Source organism: Streptomyces sp. NPDC019531 (assembly GCF_044903305.1).
Taxonomy (GTDB): domain Bacteria; phylum Actinomycetota; class Actinomycetes; order Streptomycetales; family Streptomycetaceae; genus Streptomyces.
The window spans coordinates 76956-96630 of record NZ_JBJDQL010000038.1 but is presented as its reverse complement, the minus strand read 5'-3'; the positions used below and the strand labels follow the sequence as shown (position 1 = coordinate 96630).

At 70.5% G+C, this 19675-nt stretch carries 11 protein-coding genes and 1 pseudogene; 7 read left to right on the top strand and 5 right to left on the bottom strand.

Annotation, left to right across the window (positions count from 1 at the left end):
• A pseudogene (locus tag ACI2L1_RS33845) lies at nt 1-691 on the bottom strand (hypothetical protein); the annotation flags it as partial.
• Between the two features lie 123 nt (nt 692-814).
• Here ACI2L1_RS33845 and ACI2L1_RS33840 point away from each other — a divergent pair.
• Entirely contained in the window at nt 815-1984 is a 1170-nt protein-coding gene (locus ACI2L1_RS33840) for a cytochrome P450 (protein ID WP_404743240.1), read from the top strand.
• A 208-nt stretch (nt 1985-2192) separates the two neighbouring features.
• Here the strand turns inward: ACI2L1_RS33840 and ACI2L1_RS33835 are convergent, their stop codons facing one another.
• A complete protein-coding gene (locus ACI2L1_RS33835; protein ID WP_404743239.1) occupies nt 2193-2966 on the bottom strand; it encodes a hypothetical protein in 774 nt (257 codons plus the stop codon).
• Nucleotides 2963-4222, bottom strand: coding sequence for a glycosyltransferase family 4 protein (locus tag ACI2L1_RS33830; protein ID WP_404743238.1), 1260 nt, complete (start codon nt 4220-4222; stop codon nt 2963-2965). The genes ACI2L1_RS33835 and ACI2L1_RS33830 overlap by 4 nt, the downstream gene beginning before the upstream one ends.
• Before the next feature lie 215 nt (nt 4223-4437).
• On the opposite strand from ACI2L1_RS33830, the gene ACI2L1_RS33825 reads away from it, so the two are divergent.
• The 6 genes from ACI2L1_RS33825 to ACI2L1_RS33800 all read left to right on the top strand — a co-directional run bounded on the left by ACI2L1_RS33825 (nt 4438) and on the right by ACI2L1_RS33800 (nt 15808).
• Entirely contained in the window at nt 4438-5646 is a 1209-nt protein-coding gene (locus ACI2L1_RS33825) for a cysteine desulfurase-like protein (RefSeq protein ID WP_404743237.1), read from the top strand.
• Between the two features lie 13 nt (nt 5647-5659).
• Complete coding sequence (locus ACI2L1_RS33820; protein ID WP_404743236.1) at nt 5660-6448, top strand: DUF427 domain-containing protein; 789 nt, start codon at nt 5660-5662, stop codon at nt 6446-6448.
• Nucleotides 6449-6584: 136 nt separating this feature from the next.
• A complete protein-coding gene (locus ACI2L1_RS33815) occupies nt 6585-9962 on the top strand; it encodes a pyruvate carboxylase (RefSeq protein WP_404743235.1) in 3378 nt (1125 codons plus the stop codon).
• Nucleotides 9963-10071: 109 nt separating this feature from the next.
• Entirely contained in the window at nt 10072-12783 is a 2712-nt protein-coding gene (locus ACI2L1_RS33810; protein ID WP_404743234.1) for an MGH1-like glycoside hydrolase domain-containing protein, read from the top strand.
• Nucleotides 12780-14225, top strand: coding sequence for an alpha-amylase (locus ACI2L1_RS33805; protein ID WP_404743233.1), 1446 nt, complete (start codon nt 12780-12782; stop codon nt 14223-14225). Before ACI2L1_RS33810 ends, ACI2L1_RS33805 begins: the two co-directional genes overlap by 4 nt.
• A 107-nt stretch (nt 14226-14332) precedes the next feature.
• Nucleotides 14333-15808: an MFS transporter gene (locus tag ACI2L1_RS33800; RefSeq protein WP_404743243.1), complete on the top strand. Its 1476-nt coding sequence runs from the start codon at nt 14333-14335 to the stop codon at nt 15806-15808.
• Here the strand turns inward: ACI2L1_RS33800 and ACI2L1_RS33795 are convergent.
• Both ACI2L1_RS33795 and ACI2L1_RS33790 read right to left on the bottom strand, forming a co-directional pair.
• Nucleotides 15783-16553, bottom strand: a complete 771-nt coding sequence (locus tag ACI2L1_RS33795; protein WP_404743232.1) for a response regulator transcription factor — start codon at nt 16551-16553, stop codon at nt 15783-15785. The genes ACI2L1_RS33800 and ACI2L1_RS33795 overlap by 26 nt on opposite strands.
• A gap of 188 nt (nt 16554-16741) precedes the next feature.
• Complete coding sequence (locus ACI2L1_RS33790) at nt 16742-19645, bottom strand: glycosyl hydrolase 115 family protein (RefSeq protein ID WP_404743242.1); 2904 nt, start codon at nt 19643-19645, stop codon at nt 16742-16744.
• Nucleotides 19646-19675 lie beyond the last annotated feature (30 nt).

Sequence of the window (19675 nt, the reverse complement as noted above, 5' to 3'; positions counted from 1 at the left end):
CCGGCCCCGCCGTGTCCCCTGCACCGGCCGGTCCCGGCAGGTTCCCCGCGCATGCCGGCCCCGCCGTGTCCCCTGCACCGGCCGGTCCCGGCAGGTTCCCCGCGCATGCCGGCCCCGCCGTGTCCCCTGCACCGGCCGGTCCCGGCAGGCCCCCCGCGTCACAAGCCCCCGCCCGCTCCCGCAGCTCGCCGACCCGGCCCGCGTCCCACAGATGTCGGTGCAGATCCAGCCGGAACCGCCGGTTGGGGCGTGGATGCGGATGGCGTACGGCGTCCGACGAGCGGGACCACAGGGCGAGGCTGATCCGCTGCCCGGAGTCCGCCCAGGCGGGCGCGGTCCGGGCCACGAGGTGCACAGCGCTGCCCTCGGCCTCGTAGCGGGCCAGTGTCAGGGTCAGTCCCGGCCGCAGCAGTCCGTCCGGAGCGATCCTCGGCATGTGCCAGCGCAGCAGGTCGGGGGCGAGCGCGCGGAGATCGGCCCGGACCCGGGACGCGAGCTCCCGGCCGTGAGCGCCCGCGACGGCACGGAGGTTGAGATCGACGTCGAAACCCGCGGCGGCGCACGCCCCCGCCCAGTCCCCGGCGAGGCGACGGGCGGTCGTGGTCTCGATCATGGTGGCCGGCACGGCGAACTCGCGCACGCGCGGCCAGAAGGAGGTACGGATGTCCTCGTGCGCGGTCGAAGTGAGCATCAGCACTCACCTTGCGCGGACGGGACCCCCAATCGTTCAGGAGTGTGAGTCGTCATCGTGGGGGAGCGTAAGGCCTCCCCGCGCTCATCCGCCACGTGTTTTCCCCCCGGGTTAGCCTGGGTCGTGATCGGATTCCCGCTCGGCGCCGCCACCACCCTGGCCCAACTCGCCCTTGACCCGCACCCGCGGCTGGCCGAACTCCGCGCGCACGAGCCGGTGTCCTGGCTGCCCGAACTGAACGGCTGGCTGGTGACCCGTCGCGATCTCGCGCTCGACGTGATGCGGGACGCCGACACCTTCACCGTCGACGACCCCCGTTTCTCGACCGCCCAGGTCGTCGGCCCGAGCATGCTCTCCCTGGACGGCGACGAACACACCCGCCACCGCGAGCCGTTCGCCGCGCCGTTCCGCCCGCGTGAAGTACGGGAGGGCTTCGCCGAGTTCATCGAGGGGGAGACCGACCGCCTCGTCACGCGCATCGAACCCGCGGGCACAGCCGAACTGCGCCGCGCCTTCGCCGGTCCGCTCGCCGTGGCGGTCGTGACCAAGGCACTCGGACTTGTGGGCGCCGGCACGGACACGGTGCTCTCCTGGTACGAGGCCATCGTGCGGACGGTTTCCGACATCACGGCGGGCCACATGGCGGGCCACATGGCGGGCGAGGCGGGCGAGGCGGCGTACGCACAGCTGCGGACCGCGGTGGAGACCACCGTCACCGCCGGTTCCGGCTCCTCGCTCCTCGTCTCCGCGGCAGACCGCCTGACGCTGCCGGAAGTCGCCTCCAACGCGGCGGTGTTGATGTTCGGCGGCATAGAGACCACCGAGGCGATGATCACCAACGCACTGCTGCATCTCCTCCGTCACCCCGCTCAACTCGCCGCCGTCCGGGCAGACCTCGCCCTCCTGGACGGCGCGATCGAGGAGTCCCTGCGCCTGGAACCCGGCGCGGCCGTCGTGGACCGCTACGCCACTCGCGACATCACCCTCGGCCCGGCCACGATCCGCAAGGGCGACCTCGTCAGCGTCTCCCTGGCGGGCGCCAACCGTGACCCGGCGGTCTTCCCCGACCCCGACCGCTTCGACGTCCGCCGCGCCAACACCCGCCTCCAACTGGCCTTCGCCCACGGCCCGCACCACTGCCTGGCCGCCCACCTGGCCCGCCTGGAGACCCGCATCGCCCTACGGCACCTCCTCGCCCGTCTCCCTGCCCTCCGCCTCGACCCGGAGCACCCCGCCGCCCCGCACGGCCTGGTCTTCCGCAAGCCGCCCACCCTGCACGTGCTCTGGGGCTGAGCCACCGCGGTGCCATCGCGGCCCACCCGTCCTCGGCGAGCGCGAGACAGCGGTCGGTCTCCGTGCGGTCTCCGCGCGCGGTGGCATGACGGCCATGTCGTCCAGGCCCGCACCGCGGCCGCGGCGACCGGATGCCCGAGCAGGTGCGGGACCGGACCGGGCGCCGCGGACGCCTCGACGGTGCTGGGCCGCAAGCCGTGACCGCGCCTCAGCCGGCCCGTGTCACCTCCAGGGACAGGTCGTTGTCGACGGTGTAGTACGGCCGCACGACGACACCCCCGAGCGCGGCGCCCGGGTACACGAAGACGTGCTTGCGGTCCGCCACGTCGTCCAGGAGACGGGCGAGCCGGATCGTCGGGGACCCGGCGGCGGGCCGTATGAACATGTCCCAGATGCCGATGTCCAGGGTCTCGTCGTCGACCGTGAAGGAGAAGCCGCGGCCGTCCTCACCGGCGAGCGGCATCAGCGTGCGTGTGATGCCGCCGCCCTTGCGCGGACGCAGCTCCACACAGGCCCCGTCCAGCAGCGAGGTGCCGTGCAGCCGGGCCGTGACCGTCAGTGCCCGGTCCATGACGTCGACGCGGTCGACCTCCGCGTGCGCGGACCGCAGCCAGGTCCGCACCGCGAGGTAGCCGTCCTTGGTGACATACGGAACCCGCACGGCCAGCGGCGCCGACCGCTCCCGCAGATGCCCGCCGACCAGGGCCCGCAGGTCGCGCGGACCGGGACGCAGGCGAGTGCGCTCGGCCCCCTGGAGCAGGTACACGTCCCACCGGCCCTCCGCGAGCTCGGGTTCCGCCCCCAGTACGGCACGCGCGCGCCCCTGGTCGGCGGCGTTGAGGTCGAGGACGTGCAAGGTCTCCTCGGACTGCCCCTTCTTCGGGCGGAGCCGCAGCAGCAACCGGCGGCCGTGGTCCTCCGGCACCTCGAAGGTGATCCGGCCCTCGGCGTCGACCGCGCATCCCGCGCGTGGTGTGGTCACGACCGCCCCTTCCGTACGATGCGCAGCGCACCGCTCGCCGCGGTCAGGGCGGAGTCGCGGGCGGCGAAGCCCCGGGCGGTCAGCGTCCCGCGCGGGCGTTCCCGTACGACGGGCCGCCCCGCCCTCCTCGCCGCAACGGCCTCCGCGAGGAGCCGCTCGGCCTGTTCGACGACGGGACCGGGAGCGAACCGCCGCGCGTTCTCCAGCGCCGCCCGGCTCATACGGCGGCGCAGCTCGTCGTCCCGTACCAGCTCCAGCAGGGCGGCGGCCAGCGCGTCCCGGTCCCCGACCGGCACCAGTCGGCCGTCGACGCCGTCCGCGATGATCTCGGCAGGGCCGTGGGGGCAGTCGGTGCTCACCACGGGCAGCCCGCAGCGCATCGCCTCGACGATGGTCATGCCGAACGGTTCGAAGTTGGCGGCGGCCGCCCCGATGGAGCCCTTGACCCACTCCGCTTCCATGGGGGCCGCGGCGCCCATCAGGAAGACGTTGTTCCACAGCCCGAGGTCGGCTATGAGCTGCCGCAGCCTGTCGTGTTCCTCCCCCTTGCCGTAGATGCGCAGCTGCCAGTCCCGGTGCTCGGCGGCGACCGCGGCGAAGGCCTCGACGAGAAGGTCGTACCGCTTCACCGGCACCAGACGTCCGGCCGCGACGATCACCTTGGCGGTACCGTCCGCGGCCGGCAGCACGGGATCCGGCACGCTGTTCGGCAGGGCCTCCACGCGGACACCGGGCAGCCGCATCCGGCGCCGGTAGGAGGCCGCATCCGCCTCGGTGACCGTGGTGAGCACGTCGAGCCTTCGGTAGGCCCGGCGCAGCGCGGTGCGCAGCCGGGGCGAATGGTTGTCCAGGGTGAGGTGCTCCTGCCCGACCCGGGCCACATGGGGTGGTGCCTGGCCGGCGAGATGCACGTTGAGCCCGGGCCGGGTGCCGATCACCGCGTCCGCGTCGGTCGTGGCGAGGGCCTCGGATATGCGTTGGTCGGTCAACTCGCTGTACTGGCCGTACCGGTATTCGGAGCGCGGGAACACCCGCGCCGGTCTCAGATGTAAGGGGTGCTCCTTCTCCTCTCTGAGATCGACCAGCGGGCGCAGTGAAACCCGGGGATCCAGGACGAAGTTGGGGAGCTCACGGTGCCGCAGCACGGAGATGATCTCCACCTCGTGCCGTTCGGCCAGGGCCTGGGCCAGATTGAACGTGGTGGTGATGGTGCCTCCGATCCCGTAGGCGTTGTGCAGCAGGAAAGAGATCTTCATGACGGGCTAGACCACGGGACATTGCCTTCGGTTGACGCTCGTTACCCATTCGTGGTGTCCCCGCCACCTCGACGTCATGCCGTGTACCGGTATGCGGGATATGGGGGCCGGCCGGGGCCTCGACGTGCCGATGGCCGCCGACCGGGCCCACCGTGAGAGCCCGCGGACGCCGTGACAGGCTGAGATCCCCGAACCGGTAGGACCGAGGAGCCCACGTGACGTACGACATCGCCGCCATCCGCTCCCACTTCCCGGCCCTGTCCGCCGGCATCGCCCACTTCGACGGCCCCGGCGGCACCCAGACCCCCGAGCCCGTCGTCCGGGCCATCGCCGACGCCCTCTCACGGCCCCTGTCGAACCGGGGGCAGGTGACCCTGGGGGAGCGCAACGCCGAGGCCCTCGTCACCGGGGCCCGCCGGGCCATGGCCGACCTTCTCGCGGCGAGCCCGTCGGGGATCGTCTTCGGCCGCAGCGCCACCCAGCTCGCCTACGAGTTCTCGCGCACCCTCGCCAAGGGCTGGTCGCCCGGCGACGAGGTGGTCGTCACCCGCCTCGACCACGACGCCAACATCCGGCCCTGGGTACAGGCCGCCGAACAGGCCGGGGCCACCGTCCGCTGGGCCGAATTCGACCCGGAGACAGGGGAGTTGACGGTCGACGCCATCCGGGCCGTACTGTCCCGGCGCACCCGGCTCGTCGCCGTCACCGCCGCCTCCAACCTGATCGGCACCCGCCCCGACATCCCCGCGATCGCCCGCGCGGCGCACGAATCCGGTGCGCTCGTCTACGTGGACGGCGTCCATCACGCCGCCCACACCCTCGTCGAACTGGACCGGCTCGGCGCGGACTTCTACGCCTGCTCCCCGTACAAGTTCCTCGGCCCGCACCACGGAGTCCTCGCCGCCCGCCCGGAGTTGCTGGAGACCCTGCGGCCCGACAAGCTCCTGCCCTCCACCGACGCGGTCCCGGAGCGCTTCGAACTGGGCACGCTGCCTTACGAGTTCCTCGCCGGCACGACAGCGGCGGTCGACTTCCTCGCGGAACACCTGGACTCCGAGGCCACCGGCACCCGACGCGAGCGCCTGACCGCCGGGTTCGCCGCGCTCGAAGCGCACGAACACGTCCTGCGCACCCGGATCGACAAGGGTCTCGCCGCCCTCGACGGCGTCACCGTCCATTCCAGGGCCGCCGACCGCACTCCGACCGTGCTGCTCACCTTCGAGAACCACAGCACGGTCGACGCCTACGCCTTCCTCGCGGAGCGCGGTGTCCAGGCTCCGTCGGGCTCCTTCTACGCCATCGAGGCCTCCCGTCACCTCGGCCTCGGCGACACCGGCGGCCTGCGGGTGGGCCTCGCCCCCTACAACGACGCGGAGGACGTGGACCGGCTCCTTACAGGACTGACAGACTTCCTGAAGAGGTGAAGGGAGAACCACCATGGCCACGTTCCCCACCGCACCGAACGTACGGACCACCCCGGAAGGCCTGCTGTGGGAGCCCAGCGAGCGCTGGGTGCGCGGCCGCAAGGCAGACGTCACCGTCGTCGACAGCCGGCACCCCGTCCTGGTCTGGGAGCCGGGCGTGCCCGTCCCGCTGTACGTCTTCCCGCGCGCCGACGTCCGCGAGGACCTGCTCCGGCCCGCCAAGAACCCGGCGACCGGCAGCCACACCGGATCGCAGATCTTCTACGACCTCGAAGTGAACGGCGAACTCGTCGAGAACGCCGCCTGGACCTTCCCGTCCGCCGACCTGGCCGACCACATCGCGTTCGCCTGGTTCCGGCGCTGGGGGACCGGCCTCGATCACTGGTACGAGGAGGCGGAAGAGATCTTCATCCACCCCCGTGACCCGCACAAACGCGTCGACGCCATGCCCAGCAGCCGTCATGTCCAGGTCGAGATCGACGGGACGCTCGTCGCCGACACCCGCCGACCCGTCCTGCTCTTCGAGACGAGCCTGCCCACGCGGTACTACATCCCCCGCGAGGACATCCGCCTCGACCTCCTCGAAGCCACCGACCACCACACCGGCTGCCCCTACAAGGGCACCGCCGAGTACTGGTCGACGGGCGACCACCCGAACCTCGTCTGGAGCTACCCGGACCCGCTCCCCGCCGTCGGGGCGGTCAAGGGGCTGCTCGCCTTCTACAACGAGGCCGTCGACATCACCGTCGACGGGGAACCCCAGGAGCGCCCGGTCACCCCCTTCACCGAGACGCTCAAATGACCGCGGGACGGGGTAGTCTCCCATACCCGCGCAGACCCTCGCGAACCGGCCGCGACACGTGACCTGACTCTCATGGTCAGCGGCAGTCTTTGCCGCGACCATGGGGGGCGTCACCGGCAGGTGGAAAGGAACGGGAATGCTCCGCAAGGTACTGGTCGCCAACCGTGGTGAGATCGCGATCCGCGCATTCCGCGCAGCATACGAGGTGGGCGCGAGGACGGTCGCCGTCTTCCCGCACGAGGACCGCAACTCACTGCACCGACTCAAAGCCGACGAGGCCTACGAGATCGGCGAACCGGGCCATCCCGTGCGTGCCTATCTCTCCGTCGACGAGATCATCCGCGCCGCCCGCCAGGCCGGTGCCGACGCCGTCTACCCCGGCTACGGCTTTCTCTCCGAGAACCCCGAGCTGGCCCGGGCCTGCGAGGAAGCGGGCATCACCTTCGTCGGCCCGAGCGCGGACATCCTCGAACTGACCGGCAACAAGGCCCGCGCGGTGGCCGCCGCCCGTGCCGCCGGCGTACCGGTGCTCGGCTCCTCGGCCCCCACCACCGACGTGGACGAGCTGGTCAGGGCCGCCGAAGACATCGGCTTCCCCATCTTCGTCAAGGCCGTCGCGGGCGGCGGCGGGCGCGGTATGCGCCGCGTCGAGGACCCCGCGCAGCTGCGCGAGTCCATCGAGGCGGCCGCGCGCGAGGCCGCCTCCGCCTTCGGCGACTCGACCGTCTTCCTGGAGAAGGCCGTCGTCGAGCCCCGCCACATCGAGGTGCAGATCCTCGCCGACGGACACGGCAACGTCATCCACCTCTACGAGCGCGACTGCTCGGTGCAGCGCCGCCACCAGAAGGTCATCGAGCTCGCCCCCGCACCCAACCTCGACCCCGACCTGCGGGACAGGATCTGCGCCGACGCCGTCCGCTTCGCCCGCGAGATCGGCTACCGCAACGCGGGCACCGTGGAGTTCCTCCTCGACCGCGAGGGCAACCACGTCTTCATCGAGATGAACCCGCGCATCCAGGTCGAGCACACGGTCACCGAGGAGGTCACCGACGTCGACCTCGTCCAGGCCCAGCTGCGCATCGCCGCCGGCGCCACCCTCGCTGACCTGGGCCTCTCCCAGGAGAGGGTGCAGCTGCACGGCGCCGCCCTCCAGTGCCGTATCACCACCGAGGACCCCGCCAACGGCTTCCGCCCCGACACCGGCCGCATCAGCGCCTACCGCTCGCCCGGCGGCTCCGGCATCCGCCTCGACGGCGGCACCACCCACGCCGGTACGGAGATCAGCGCCCACTTCGACTCGATGCTGGTCAAGCTCAGCTGCCGGGGCCGGGACTTCACCACCGCGGTCAACCGGGCCCGCCGTGCGGTCGCCGAGTTCCGCATCCGGGGTGTGGCCACCAACATCCCGTTCCTCCAGGCCGTCCTCGACGACCCGGACTTCCAGGCGGGCAACGTCACCACGTCGTTCATCGAGCAGCGCCCGCACCTGCTCACCGCCCGCCACTCGGCCGACCGCGGCACCAAGCTGCTGACCTACCTGGCCGACGTGACGGTGAACAAGCCGCACGGCGAGCGGCCCGAGCTGATCGACCCGGTCACCAAGCTGCCGCGCGTGGACACGGCGGGAGCGCCGCCCGCGGGCTCCAAGCAGAAGCTCACCGAGCTCGGCCCCGAGGGCTTCGCCCGCTGGCTGCGCGAGTCCCCGACCATCGGCGTCACCGACACCACCTTCCGCGACGCCCACCAGTCGCTGCTGGCCACCCGGGTCCGCACGAAGGACATGCTCGCCGTCGCCCCGGCCGTCGCCCGCACCCTCCCCGAGCTGCTCTCCCTGGAGTGCTGGGGCGGTGCCACCTACGACGTCGCCCTGCGCTTCCTGGCGGAGGACCCCTGGGAGCGTCTTGCAGCCCTGCGCGAGGCCGTCCCCAACATCTGCCTCCAGATGCTGCTGCGCGGCCGTAACACCGTCGGCTACACCCCGTACCCGACCGAGGTGACCGACGCCTTCGTACAGGAGGCCGCCGAAACCGGCATCGACATCTTCCGCATCTTCGACGCCCTCAACGACGTCAGCCAGATGCGCCCCGCCATCGACGCCGTACGCGCCACCGGCACCTCGATCGCCGAGGTGGCCCTCTGCTACACCTCGGACCTCTCCGACCCGAACGAGCGCCTCTACACCCTCGACTACTACCTGCGCCTCGCCGAGCAGATTGTGGACGCGGGCGCCCACGTCCTGGCCGTCAAGGACATGGCGGGCCTGCTGCGCGCACCCGCCGCCGCGAAGCTGGTGTCGGCCCTGCGCCGTGAGTTCGACCTGCCGGTGCACATCCACACCCACGACACCGGGGGCGGCCAGCTCGCCACGTACCTGGCCGCGATCCAGGCCGGTGCGGACGCCGTGGACGGGGCCGTCGCCTCCATGGCCGGTACGACCTCGCAGCCCTCCCTCTCGGCGATCGTCGCCGCGACCGACCACTCCGACCGGCCCACCGGCCTCGACCTGCGGGCCGTCGGCGACCTGGAGCCGTACTGGGAGAGTGTCCGACGCGTCTACGCACCCTTCGAGGCGGGCCTCGCCTCCCCGACCGGGCGTGTCTACGACCACGAGATCCCCGGCGGCCAGCTCTCCAACCTGCGCACCCAGGCCGTCGCTCTCGGCCTCGGCGACCGCTTCGAGGACATCGAGGCGATGTACGCGGCGGCCGACCGGATCCTCGGCCACCTGGTCAAGGTCACCCCGTCCTCCAAGGTCGTCGGTGACCTCGCCCTGCACCTCGTCGGCGCCGGTGTCATGCCGAAGGAGTTCGAGGAGACCCCGGACCGCTTCGACATCCCCGACTCGGTGATCGGCTTCCTGCGCGGCGAGCTCGGCACCCCGCCCGGCGGCTGGCCAGAGCCCTTCCGCACCAAGGCACTGCGGGGCCGCGCCGACGCCAAGCCCGTCCAGGAACTGAATGCCGAGGACCGCACAGGCCTGGAGAAGGACCGCCGCTCGACCCTCAACCGGCTCCTCTTCCCTGCCCCGACCCGCGAGTACGAGACCCACCGCCAGTCCTACGGCGACACCAGCCTCCTGGACAGCAAGGACTTCTTCTACGGCCTTCGTCCGGGGAAGGAGTACGCCGTCGACCTGGAGCCCGGTGTCCGTCTCCTCATCGCGCTTGAGGCGATCGGCGAGGCCGACGAGCGGGGCATGCGCACGGTGATGTCCACGCTCAACGGCCAGCTGCGGCCCATCCAGATCCGCGATGCCGCCGTCTCCTCGGACATCCCGACCACCGAGAAGGCCGACCGCTCCAACCCCGGCCATGTCGCCGCGCCGTTCGCAGGCGTGGTCACCCTAGCGGTCAGCGAGGGTGACGAGGTCGACGCCGGGGCGACCGTGGCCACCATCGAGGCCATGAAGATGGAGGCCTCGATCACCGCCGCGAAGGCCGGCCGGGTCTCCCGACTCGCCATCAACAAGATCCAGCAGGTGGAAGGCGGCGACCTGCTGGTCGAGATCGGCTGAGCCTGACCCGGAATGGTGATGCCCGCTTCCATATAGCTCATCACCATTGCGGACCGGTCCTCGCGGGCCAAGTCTGGACGCAGGTCCAGGGCGGCGAGGAGGACGGGCGATGACAACCGACAGCAGCACACCGGACGCCGAACGACAACGGCTGGCGGAGGCCGACGCGGGTACGGTGCCCTGGCGACGCTGGGGCCCGTACCTGAGCGAACGTCAGTGGGGCACCGTCCGGGAGGACTACAGCGAGAACGGCGACGCCTGGTCGTACTTCACCCACGACCAGGCACGCTCCCGCGCCTACCGCTGGGGCGAGGACGGCATCGCCGGCGTCAGTGACGACAAACAGCGGCTGTGTTTCGCGCTCGCCCTGTGGAACGGCCGCGACCCCATCCTCAAGGAGCGGATGTTCGGCCTGACCAACGCCGAGGGCAACCACGGCGAGGACGTCAAGGAGTACTGGTTCCACCTCGACAACACGCCCACCCACTCGTACATGAAGTACCTGTACAAGTACCCGCAGGGCGAGTTCCCCTACGGCGACCTCGTCGACACCAACCGGGCCCGTGGCCGCGAGGACTTCGAGTACGAGCTACTCGACACCGGGATCTTCGATGAGGACCGCTACTTCGACGTGTTCGTCGAGTACGCCAAGGCCGGCCCGGAAGACCTCCTCATCGAGATCACCGCGCACAACCGGGGCCCCGACGAGGCCGTACTGCACCTCCTGCCGACCCTGTGGTTCCGGCACACCTGGTCGTGGGCGGGCGGCACGACGGTCCCCGCGCTGCATGCGACGGAGGGGGCTGTGCGTGCCGACCACGAGGAACTCGGCGCTCGTTGGCTGTACCACCAGGGCATGGCGCTGTTCACCGACAACGAGACCAACAACGAGCGCATCTTCGGCAGTTCGAACAGCACGCCGTATGTGAAGGACGGCATCGACCGGTACGTCGTCCAGGGCTCGACGGAGGCCGTCAACCCAGCTCACACCGGCACCAAGGCTGCTCTCCACCACGTGCTGACAATCCCCGCCGGAGAGAGCGCCCGGATCCGGCTTCGCCTGACGGACAGTGAACTCGGCGATCCCTGGGGCGAGTTCGATGAGGTATTCAGCATCCGCCGCACCGAGGCCGACACCTTCTACGCGGCCATCACCCCGCCCGCCATAGAAGAGGAAGAGCGACGTCTCGTCCGCCAGGCCCTCGCCGGAATGCTCTGGAGCAAGCAGTACTACTACCTCGACGTCGAGCGCTGGCTCGCCGAACACGGTGTCGACCCGCTCTCCGCCGACCCCCGTATCCGCAACAGCGCCTGGTACCACATGGTCAACGACGAGATCATGTCGATGCCGGACACCTGGGAGTACCCCTGGTTCGCCGCTTGGGACCTCGCCTTCCACACCCTCCCCCTGGCCATGGTCGACGTCGGCTTCGCCAAATCCCAACTCGACCTGCTGCTGCACCGCCTGTACCTGCACCCCAACGGCCAGATCCCCGCGTACGAATGGAACTTCGGCGACGTCAACCCGCCCGTGCACGCCTGGGCGGTCCTCTTCGTGTACGAACTGGAGAAGCACCGCACCGGCCACGGTGACCGGGCCTTCCTGGAGAACGCCTTCCAGAAGCTGATGAAGAACTTCACCTGGTGGCTCAACCGCAAGGACGCCGACGGCAACAACGTCTTCCAGGGCGGTTTCCTCGGCCTCGACAACATCGGCGTCTTCGACCGCAGCGCGCCCCTGCCCACCGGCGGTCAGCTCGACCAGGCCGACGGCACCGCGTGGATGGCCCTCTACTGCCAGAACCTTCTCGACATCGCCATCGAACTCGCCGTCGACAACCCGGTCTACGTCGAACAGGCCCAGATGCTCTTCGAGCACTTCGCCTGGATCGCCGTCGCCATGAACCGCATCGGCAAGGACAACGCCAGCCTCTGGGACGAGGAGGACGGCTTCTTCTACGACGTCCTCCGCCTGCCCGACGGCACCGCGACCCGGTTGAAGGTGAGGTCCCTGGTCGGCTTGATACCGCTTGCGGCGACGAGCATCGTCGGCGGCCGTGCGGACCGCGCCTTCCCCGAACTGGTCGAAGGAGCAAGGGACTTCATCCGACGGCACCCGGCCGTGGAGGCCTTCGTCTCGCAGCACGCGGGCGCGGACCCGAACTCCGACGGCCGGTATCTCTTCGCGCTGTTCGGCGAGGAACGGCTGCGCCGCGTCCTGGCCCGCATGCTCGACGAGGACGAGTTCCTCGGCCCGCACGGCATCCGGTCCCTGTCGAGGCACCACGCGAAACACCCGTACACCTTCGATGTGCACGGCCAGACCTACGGCGTCGGCTATCTGCCCGCCGAGTCCGACTCCGGCATGTTCGGCGGGAACTCGAACTGGCGTGGCCCGGTGTGGTTCCCGATGAACATCCTGCTGATCCGCGCTCTGCTGAACCTCCACGGCTATCACGGCCCCGACTTCACCGTCGAGTGCCCGACCGGCTCGGGACGACAGCTCAACCTGTACGAGGTCGCCCGCGAGCTCTCCGAGCGTCTCACCGCCACCTTTCTGCCGGACACCGACGGCCACCGGCCGGTCCACGGCGGCCAGTCCGTGTTCGCCAAGGACCCGCACTGGAAGAACCTGATCCTCTTCTACGAGTACTTCCACGGCGACAACGGAGCCGGCCTGGGCGCCTCCCACCAGACCGGCTGGACAGGGCTGGTGGCGGCCACCACGACCCTGTTCCACGCGATCAGCGAGGAGGACTGGCACCGGGGCGGCCGGGAGTCGCTGCGGCCGACGGGAGAGAGGGAGGAACCGCTGTCATGACCGTGATCCACGAGATCAACACCCTCGTCTGGCTCGGTGAGTTGAGCCGCCGGTACGGCCGTCCCGTCACCCTCGGTGACGTGCCCGGCGAGGTCTGGGACTCCGTCGCGAGGCGCGGCATCGACACCGTCTGGCTGATGGGCGTGTGGGAACGCAGCCCGGCCGGACTGGAGATCGCCCTGCGTGAGGAAGGGCTCATGGCCTCCTTCCGCGAGGCCCTGCCCGACATCACCGAGGCCGACATTGCCGGATCGCCGTACTGCGTACGGAACTACGTCGTCGACGCCTCCCTCGGCGGACCGGAAGGGCTGGCCGCCGCCCGCGCCCAACTGGCCGCACGGGGAGTGCGGTTGATCCTCGACCACGTCCCCAACCACGTGGCCCCCGACCACCCCTGGCTCACCTCCGACCCCGACCGTCTCGTACGAGGCACCGCCGACGAACTGACCCGAGCACCGGCCGACTTCATCGAGGCCGGGGGACAGGTCTACGCCCGCGGTCGGGACCCCTACTTCCCGCCCTGGCCGGACGTGGTCCAGCTGAACGCCTTCAGTGACGCACTCCGCGAGGCGACCGTCGAGACCCTCGTGTCCATCGGCGACCAGGCCGACGGCGTGCGCTGCGACATGGCCATGCTGATGATGAACGACATCTTCGGGAAGACCTGGGGAGACCGCGCCGGAACGGCCCCCGCCGAGGACTTCTGGCCGTACGTCATCCCGCGCGTCCGGGCCCGCCACCCCGGCCTCCTCTTCATCGCCGAGGCCTACTGGGACCTCGAACACTCCCTCCAGCAACAAGGCTTCGACCACTGCTACGACAAGCGCCTCTACGACCGTCTCCTCCACGAGGACGCCGGCTCCGTCCGCGCCCACCTGAGCGCCGACCTCACCTACCAGCGTGGTCTCGTCCGCTTCCTGGAGAACCACGACGAGCCACGGGCTGCCGCGGTGATCCCGGGAGACCGGGAACGCGCCGCCGCCGTGACCGTCGCGACCCTGCCCGGTGCCACGCTCTGGCACGAGGGCCAGTTCGAGGGCCGTCGGGTCCGGCCACCCGTGTTCCTCAGGCGCGGGCCGCGGGAGCCCACCGACGAGCCCCTGCGCGAGTTCTACGGCCGTCTCCTTCCCGCAGCCGCCGAGGTGCGCCGGGGAGACTGGCGGCCGGTGACCGCGACGGGCTGGCCGGACAACGACACGCACCGCGACCTGCTCGCCTGGACCTGGACGCACGCCGACGCCCGCCACCTCGTCGTCGTGAACTACTCAAACCGCCCGGCCCAGGCCCGGCTGCCTCTGCCCTGGGACGACCTGCGCGGACGCGAGCACCGTCTGACCGACCTGCTGACGGCGCAGACGTTCGACCGTGACGGAGAGGAACTGGCCGACTCCGGACTGTTCGTGTCCCTGAACCCCTGGGGGTACCACATCCTCAAGTGGTGACGCGCACGGCACGGGCGTACGGTCGTACGGAGACCATGAGCACCGACCCGCAGGCGAGTTCTGCACCACGGACCACCACACCGCACTCCGGTGGCGGTGGGAACGTCATGGCCCTGCTGGTCATCGCGTCCTGCCAGCTGATGGTGGTGCTCGACATCACCATCGTGAACATCGCGCTGCCGGACATCCAGCGCTCCCTGGATTTCTCCACCACCAGCCTGGCCTGGGTGGTCAACGCGTACACCCTCACCTTCGGCGGCCTGCTGCTGCTCGGCGGCCGGGCCGGGGACATTCTCGGCAGACGGCGGGTGTTCATCTTCGGAGTACTGCTGTTCGTGCTCGCCTCCCTGCTCGGAGGGCTCGCGCAGAACGAAGGCCAACTCCTCGCAGCACGCGCCCTCCAGGGCGTCGGCGGCGCCATCGCCTCCCCGACCGCGCTCGCCCTGATCAGCACGACCTTCCGCGAAGGCCCCGAGCGGAACCGGGCGTTCGGCGTGTTCGCCGCGGTCTCGGCGGGCGGCGGCGCGATCGGCCTGCTGGCCGGCGGGGTCCTCGTCGAGTGGCTGAACTGGCGTTGGGTGCTCTTCGTCAACGTCCCGATCGGACTGCTCATCGCGCTGGCCACACCCCGCTGGATCAGGGAGTCCGAGCGCCATCCCGGCAACTTCGACATCACCGGCGCACTGACCGCCACCGCGGGCATGGTGCTCCTGGTGTACGGGTTCATACGGGCCGCCCAGGAGGGCTGGCGGGACGGGATCACGCTGGCCTCGTTCGCCGCCGCGGTCGTCCTCCTCGTGGTGTTCGTGCTGATCGAGAAGCGTTCCCGGCAGCCGATCACCCCACTGCACATGTTCGCCGACCGCAACCGTGCGGGCACCTACGGCATCATGCTCTGCCTCGCCGCCGCGATCTTCGGGATGTTCTTCTTCCTGACGCTCTTCACACAGAACGTGCTGGACTTCAGTCCACTGGCCACCGGGTTCGCGTTCCTGCCGGTCAGCGCGGTCATCGCGATCGGCGCCGGACTGGCCTCCCGCTTCCTGCCGACGTACGGGCCCAAGCCCTTCATGGTGCTGGGCGCGATCCTGGCCTCGGCCGGTCTCGGCTGGCTGACCCTGACCGACGTCCACTCCACCTACGCGGGCAGCGTCCTCGGACCGATGCTCGTCTTCAGCCTCGGCATGGGCATGGAGTTCGTGTCACTGACCCTGATGGCGCTCTCCAACGTGCCCAACGAGGAGACCGGCGCGGCCTCCGGGCTCCTCAACGCGACTCAGCAGGTGGGCGGTTCGCTCGGCCTGTCCATCCTGGTCACGATGTTCGGCACGGCGAGCACCAACGAGGCGGAGAAGCAGATCCCCCGCTTTCTCGCCGAGGCCACACCGGCCGAGCGCCGCGTCTTCGAGGGCACCGGTGAACTTCCGAGCCCCTGGTCGGACGAGGTCCTCACGGCGGGTGCCTCGGCCGCCTTCGTCATGGCCGCGATCTTCACCGTGCTCGCCGCGCTCATCGCCGTCGTGGTCATCCAGGTCCGCCCCTCCGACCTGGAACGCCTCAAGGGCGGGCCGCCGATGCCGTAGGGACGAGCCCGAGCCGCTGGGCGTGCAGCACTGTGCTGACGCGGTCGTGCGTGCCGAGCTTGCGGTAGATGTTCGCGATGTGCTTGTGGACCGTCCGCTCGGATATCCCGAGCCTGCGGCCGATGGACAGGGCGGTCAGGGCGTCGCCGAGCAGGAGCAGCACGGTCGTCTCCCGGGGCGTGAGTGCCACGTCGGCCGCCTCCTGTGAAGGGGTGTCGAGCCGCCGCAGGAGTTGTCGCTGCTGCTCGACGGCGGTCAGCAGTGGCTGCAGTTGCTCGGCGAGACGCAGCTCGTCGTCGGTGAAGTCCCGGCCGGAGCGGTAGACCATGCAGCCGGTGACCGGGGTGGTCGACCGCGGCAGCGGAATCCCCAGCACGTGGTCCACGTCCAGGAGGTCGTCGAGCAGTTGCGCGGTCCGGCTCTGCGACCAGGAACGACCGGCCACCCGGCGGGCGGTGACGGGCGCGCGGTCCGGTCCGCTCGCGTAGTGCGCGGCGAGGGGGTAGCCCGCGCGCAGCAGTCCCATGTCCTCGTCCCCGAGGGCGGTGAACTCCGCGGTGACACCGGGGGACAGCCCGAGCGTGCCCTCGCTCTCGTTCCAGTTGTCCAGCTTGTAGATCAGGGCGTCGCCGCCGCACAGGGCCGGCAGATCGGCCGCCAGCAGGGGCCACAGTTGCTCGGGGTCGCGTTCGTGGAGTGCGGCCACGGCGACCGACAGCACCCGCTCATACGCAGTTGTACCCATACCGGCGTAGTACCTCGCTGACCCACACTTCATCCGAGCAACATCGACGTTCTCGGACACAACTCCAGCACACCGGCGCTCCGGCAGCCGCAGCGGGGGAGAACAGGCACGGGTGGGGATGCCTGGGTCTCTCCTTTTTCGTGCGGGCCGCCGGCGCGGGGGACCGGCGGCCCGCACGGGAACCGGACCTACTGGTCCGGCGCCTCCAGACCCGGGCCGGTGGCGGGCTCGGGGTTGAACACCGGATGGAAGCTCTCCGGCGGCGCGAGATAGGTGGCGGGCAGTCCGCCGGTGTCGATCACGATCTGGTCCACCGCGATCGCGGGATCGACCATGAAGATCCTCAGCACATGCTCGCCCGCCTCGGCGACCGTCACCGTGGCGGTCAGCCTCTCGACGCCGTCCTCCACCTGCCGGGCCCAGGCATCCCCCCGGTTACCGGTCGCGACGGCCTGCCCGGACAGGACGGTCACCGGCCGGTCGTCGAGGCCGACGGCCACGCGCCGCTGTCCGCGCTCGTCCAGCGAGGGCAGCCGGAAGACGGTGACGGGGAAGGTCCCGGTGCTGCTGAAGCGCACCCGGTACCGCAACTCGGGCGCACGGGAGGCGAAGTCACCGGTGATCGGAGCCGCCGTGGACGGAACGGCCTCGACGGCTCCCGTACGACGTCCAAGGCCCCGCACGGTCCGCCAGCGGGAGCCGCCGCGTGTCACCCGCTGGTCGGCGTGCGTGGCGTCGATCGACACATAACCGTGGGCCTCGACGAATCCACGAGCCCTTCTGCGACCGTTGACCACCCGTAGCGGCACTTCGAAGCGCTGCCCGGCGCCGGTGAGGACGACCGTGGACTCCTGCGCCCCCTCGGGCGCACGCTCCCAGTCGATCTCCACCCACACCCGCCGCTGCTCGGTGAGCGAGCCGCCTGCCGTGCTCAGCACCACCCAGGGGTGACTGGCCTCGGCCGCCCAGTCCAGAGGCAGGAACCCGGTGTTGAAGACATCGACGAAGCGGCGGTCACGGGTGTACGAGGAGAAGGACAGCGGACGGGCCGCCCCGGTCTCGTTCCCCTCGGCCGCCACCCCGAGCCCGGAGGTCTCCTGCCGGGCCACCCGGGTGACGGCGGGGCGCCCCGGCGCCTTGGGGATCTGGGACGGGTACGGATTGACGATCCCGTCCCATTTCCCGCCCGCGACCTCGGTGTTGTAGCGGCTGGTGAGCGCGGCCTCCGCCGTGTGCGCGGCGAGCGCCAGGTCCGCGAAGCGGTTCGCGCCGATACCGCGGCCCTGCCGGACCGCGAGTGCGTTGCGGTCGGCCCAGTAGTACTTCAGGTTCATCAAGCAGGCGCCGTGCACCGGGTATTCGACCAACTCGTAGAAGGCGTCCCGGTAGGTCTCGGGGACTTCGGCGCTCACGGCCCGGACGCGGGCGAGCAGTTGGTCGTAGGCCGCCATCCGGCGCCCCGCCTCGTCGCCGTGGTGGACGACGGAGACGAGGCCCGCGGCGATGAACTCTGGTCGCAACTCCCCGGCGAGGCGGTAGTACTCCGTGCGGATCGCGGCGATCTCACGGGCGTGGCGCCGCCCGAACTGCTTCCCGGCCCACTCCGCGAGGAAGCCCTCGACCTCGTCGGCCTCCCAGCGGTCCACGTCCCAGGCCATGTCCATCGCGAACGACAGACCGGTCTCGATCGATTTGAGGTCACCCACATTGAAGATCCACATACGGTCGGTGCCGTGCTCGTACACCCGACGCAACTCCTGCCAGACCTTGGCCACCTGGGTGGTGTCCAGCCAGAGATAGCTCTTCGGGCGGCCCCAGTAGGAGAGGTGGTAGTAGATCCCGTTGCCGCCCGGCCGTGCGCGTTCCGTGACGTTCGGCAGCTGGCGCATGTTGCCGTGGTTGTCGTCCGGCCAGATGAGCGTGACGTCGTCGGGGACCTGGACGCCCGCGTTGTACAGGTCCAGGACCTCCTTGTACGGGATGAAGATCTGCGGCTCGGCCGCGGCACCGACCTCTTCGGTGAGGATCCGGCGCTGGTCGGCGATGATGTCGTTCATCACCACGACCTTCTCCGGGATCGTGGTCGCGTACTTCGTCTCCAGCGCGGTGTCGTGCAGACCGCGCATGCCGAGCGTCCAGCTGCTCTCGTACGCGGCGTTCTGTCTCGCCCGGGCTCTCCAGTAGTCGGAGATGACAGCGGGGTTGACCGTGTAGTCGTAGACCGGCGCGCTGCCGTCGGGGTTCGGATGCTCCGCGATCCACGGCTCCCACTCGTGGACGCCGTTGCGCAGCAGGGCCTCGGGGTGACTGGAGCCGACGACGATGCCGTAGCGGTCGGCGAGTTCGGGGTTCTCCCGGTACTTGTTGAAGAAGTCTGAGTACGGATGCATCGCCGGCCACAGGTAGTTGGCCTTGAGGCGGAGCAGCAGCTCGAAGACGCGCTGGTACGTCTCGGGGCCGATGTTCTTGTCGGTCTCCTGGGTACGGTTCGACCAAGTGGTCAGGTTCTGCTCGTCGTTGATGAAGATGCCGCGATACCGGACCGACGGCTCATGGCGCGTGAAGGGTCCGGCCGGGACCGTTACGGTGTCCCGGCGCTCCACGGGGACGTCGGCCCACCAGTACCAGGGCGAGACGCCGATGCGTTCCGAGGTGTCGTAGATCCCGTAGACCGTGCCGCGCCGGTCGCTGCCCGCGATGACAAGGGCACGGTCGACACCGGGGAGCGGGCGGTCGATCACCTGCGTCACGGACGCCTCCCAGCGGCCCTTCACCCGGGAGACGTCCAGGCGGCCCTGTGTGACGAGGCGGTCGATGACGGGGCTCGCGCCGAGGGTGCCCACCAGGACGAGCAGCGGCGCGCTCCGGGGGAGCGTGTGCAGCAGTTCGGGGCGGGTCCCGGAGACTCGTTCGACGTCCGCCTGGAGGTCGCCCGTGGCGCGGATGACGGCGGGGTCGTCCGCCGCGTCCACGAAGACGGCGACCGCCCTGCCGCCCGCCGCCAGCGGGAAGTCGGGGCCGCCCGACGAGGCCGCGTGGGCGCTTGCCGGGAGAAGGCCGGGGAGGAACGGGGCCGCTCCGACGGCGGCCATTCCCTGGAGAAAGGACTTGCGGGTCCACTG

Bases quoted from the DNA above. Each gene is read 5' to 3' on its own strand.
- ACI2L1_RS33805 (WP_404743233.1), top strand. From the start codon at position 12,780: ATGACCGTGATCCACGAGATCAACACCCTCGTCTGGCTCGGTGAGTTG.
- ACI2L1_RS33830 (WP_404743238.1), bottom strand. From the start codon at position 4,222: ATGAAGATCTCTTTCCTGCTGCACAACGCCTACGGGATCGGAGGCACC.
- ACI2L1_RS33790 (WP_404743242.1), bottom strand. From the start codon at position 19,645: ATGGCCGCCGTCGGAGCGGCCCCGTTCCTCCCCGGCCTTCTCCCGGCA.
- ACI2L1_RS33810 (WP_404743234.1), top strand. From the start codon at position 10,072: ATGACAACCGACAGCAGCACACCGGACGCCGAACGACAACGGCTGGCG.
- ACI2L1_RS33800 (WP_404743243.1), top strand. From the start codon at position 14,333: ATGGCCCTGCTGGTCATCGCGTCCTGCCAGCTGATGGTGGTGCTCGAC.
- ACI2L1_RS33795 (WP_404743232.1), bottom strand. From the start codon at position 16,553: ATGGGTACAACTGCGTATGAGCGGGTGCTGTCGGTCGCCGTGGCCGCA.
- ACI2L1_RS33820 (WP_404743236.1), top strand. From the start codon at position 5,660: ATGGCCACGTTCCCCACCGCACCGAACGTACGGACCACCCCGGAAGGC.
- ACI2L1_RS33815 (WP_404743235.1), top strand. From the start codon at position 6,585: ATGCTCCGCAAGGTACTGGTCGCCAACCGTGGTGAGATCGCGATCCGC.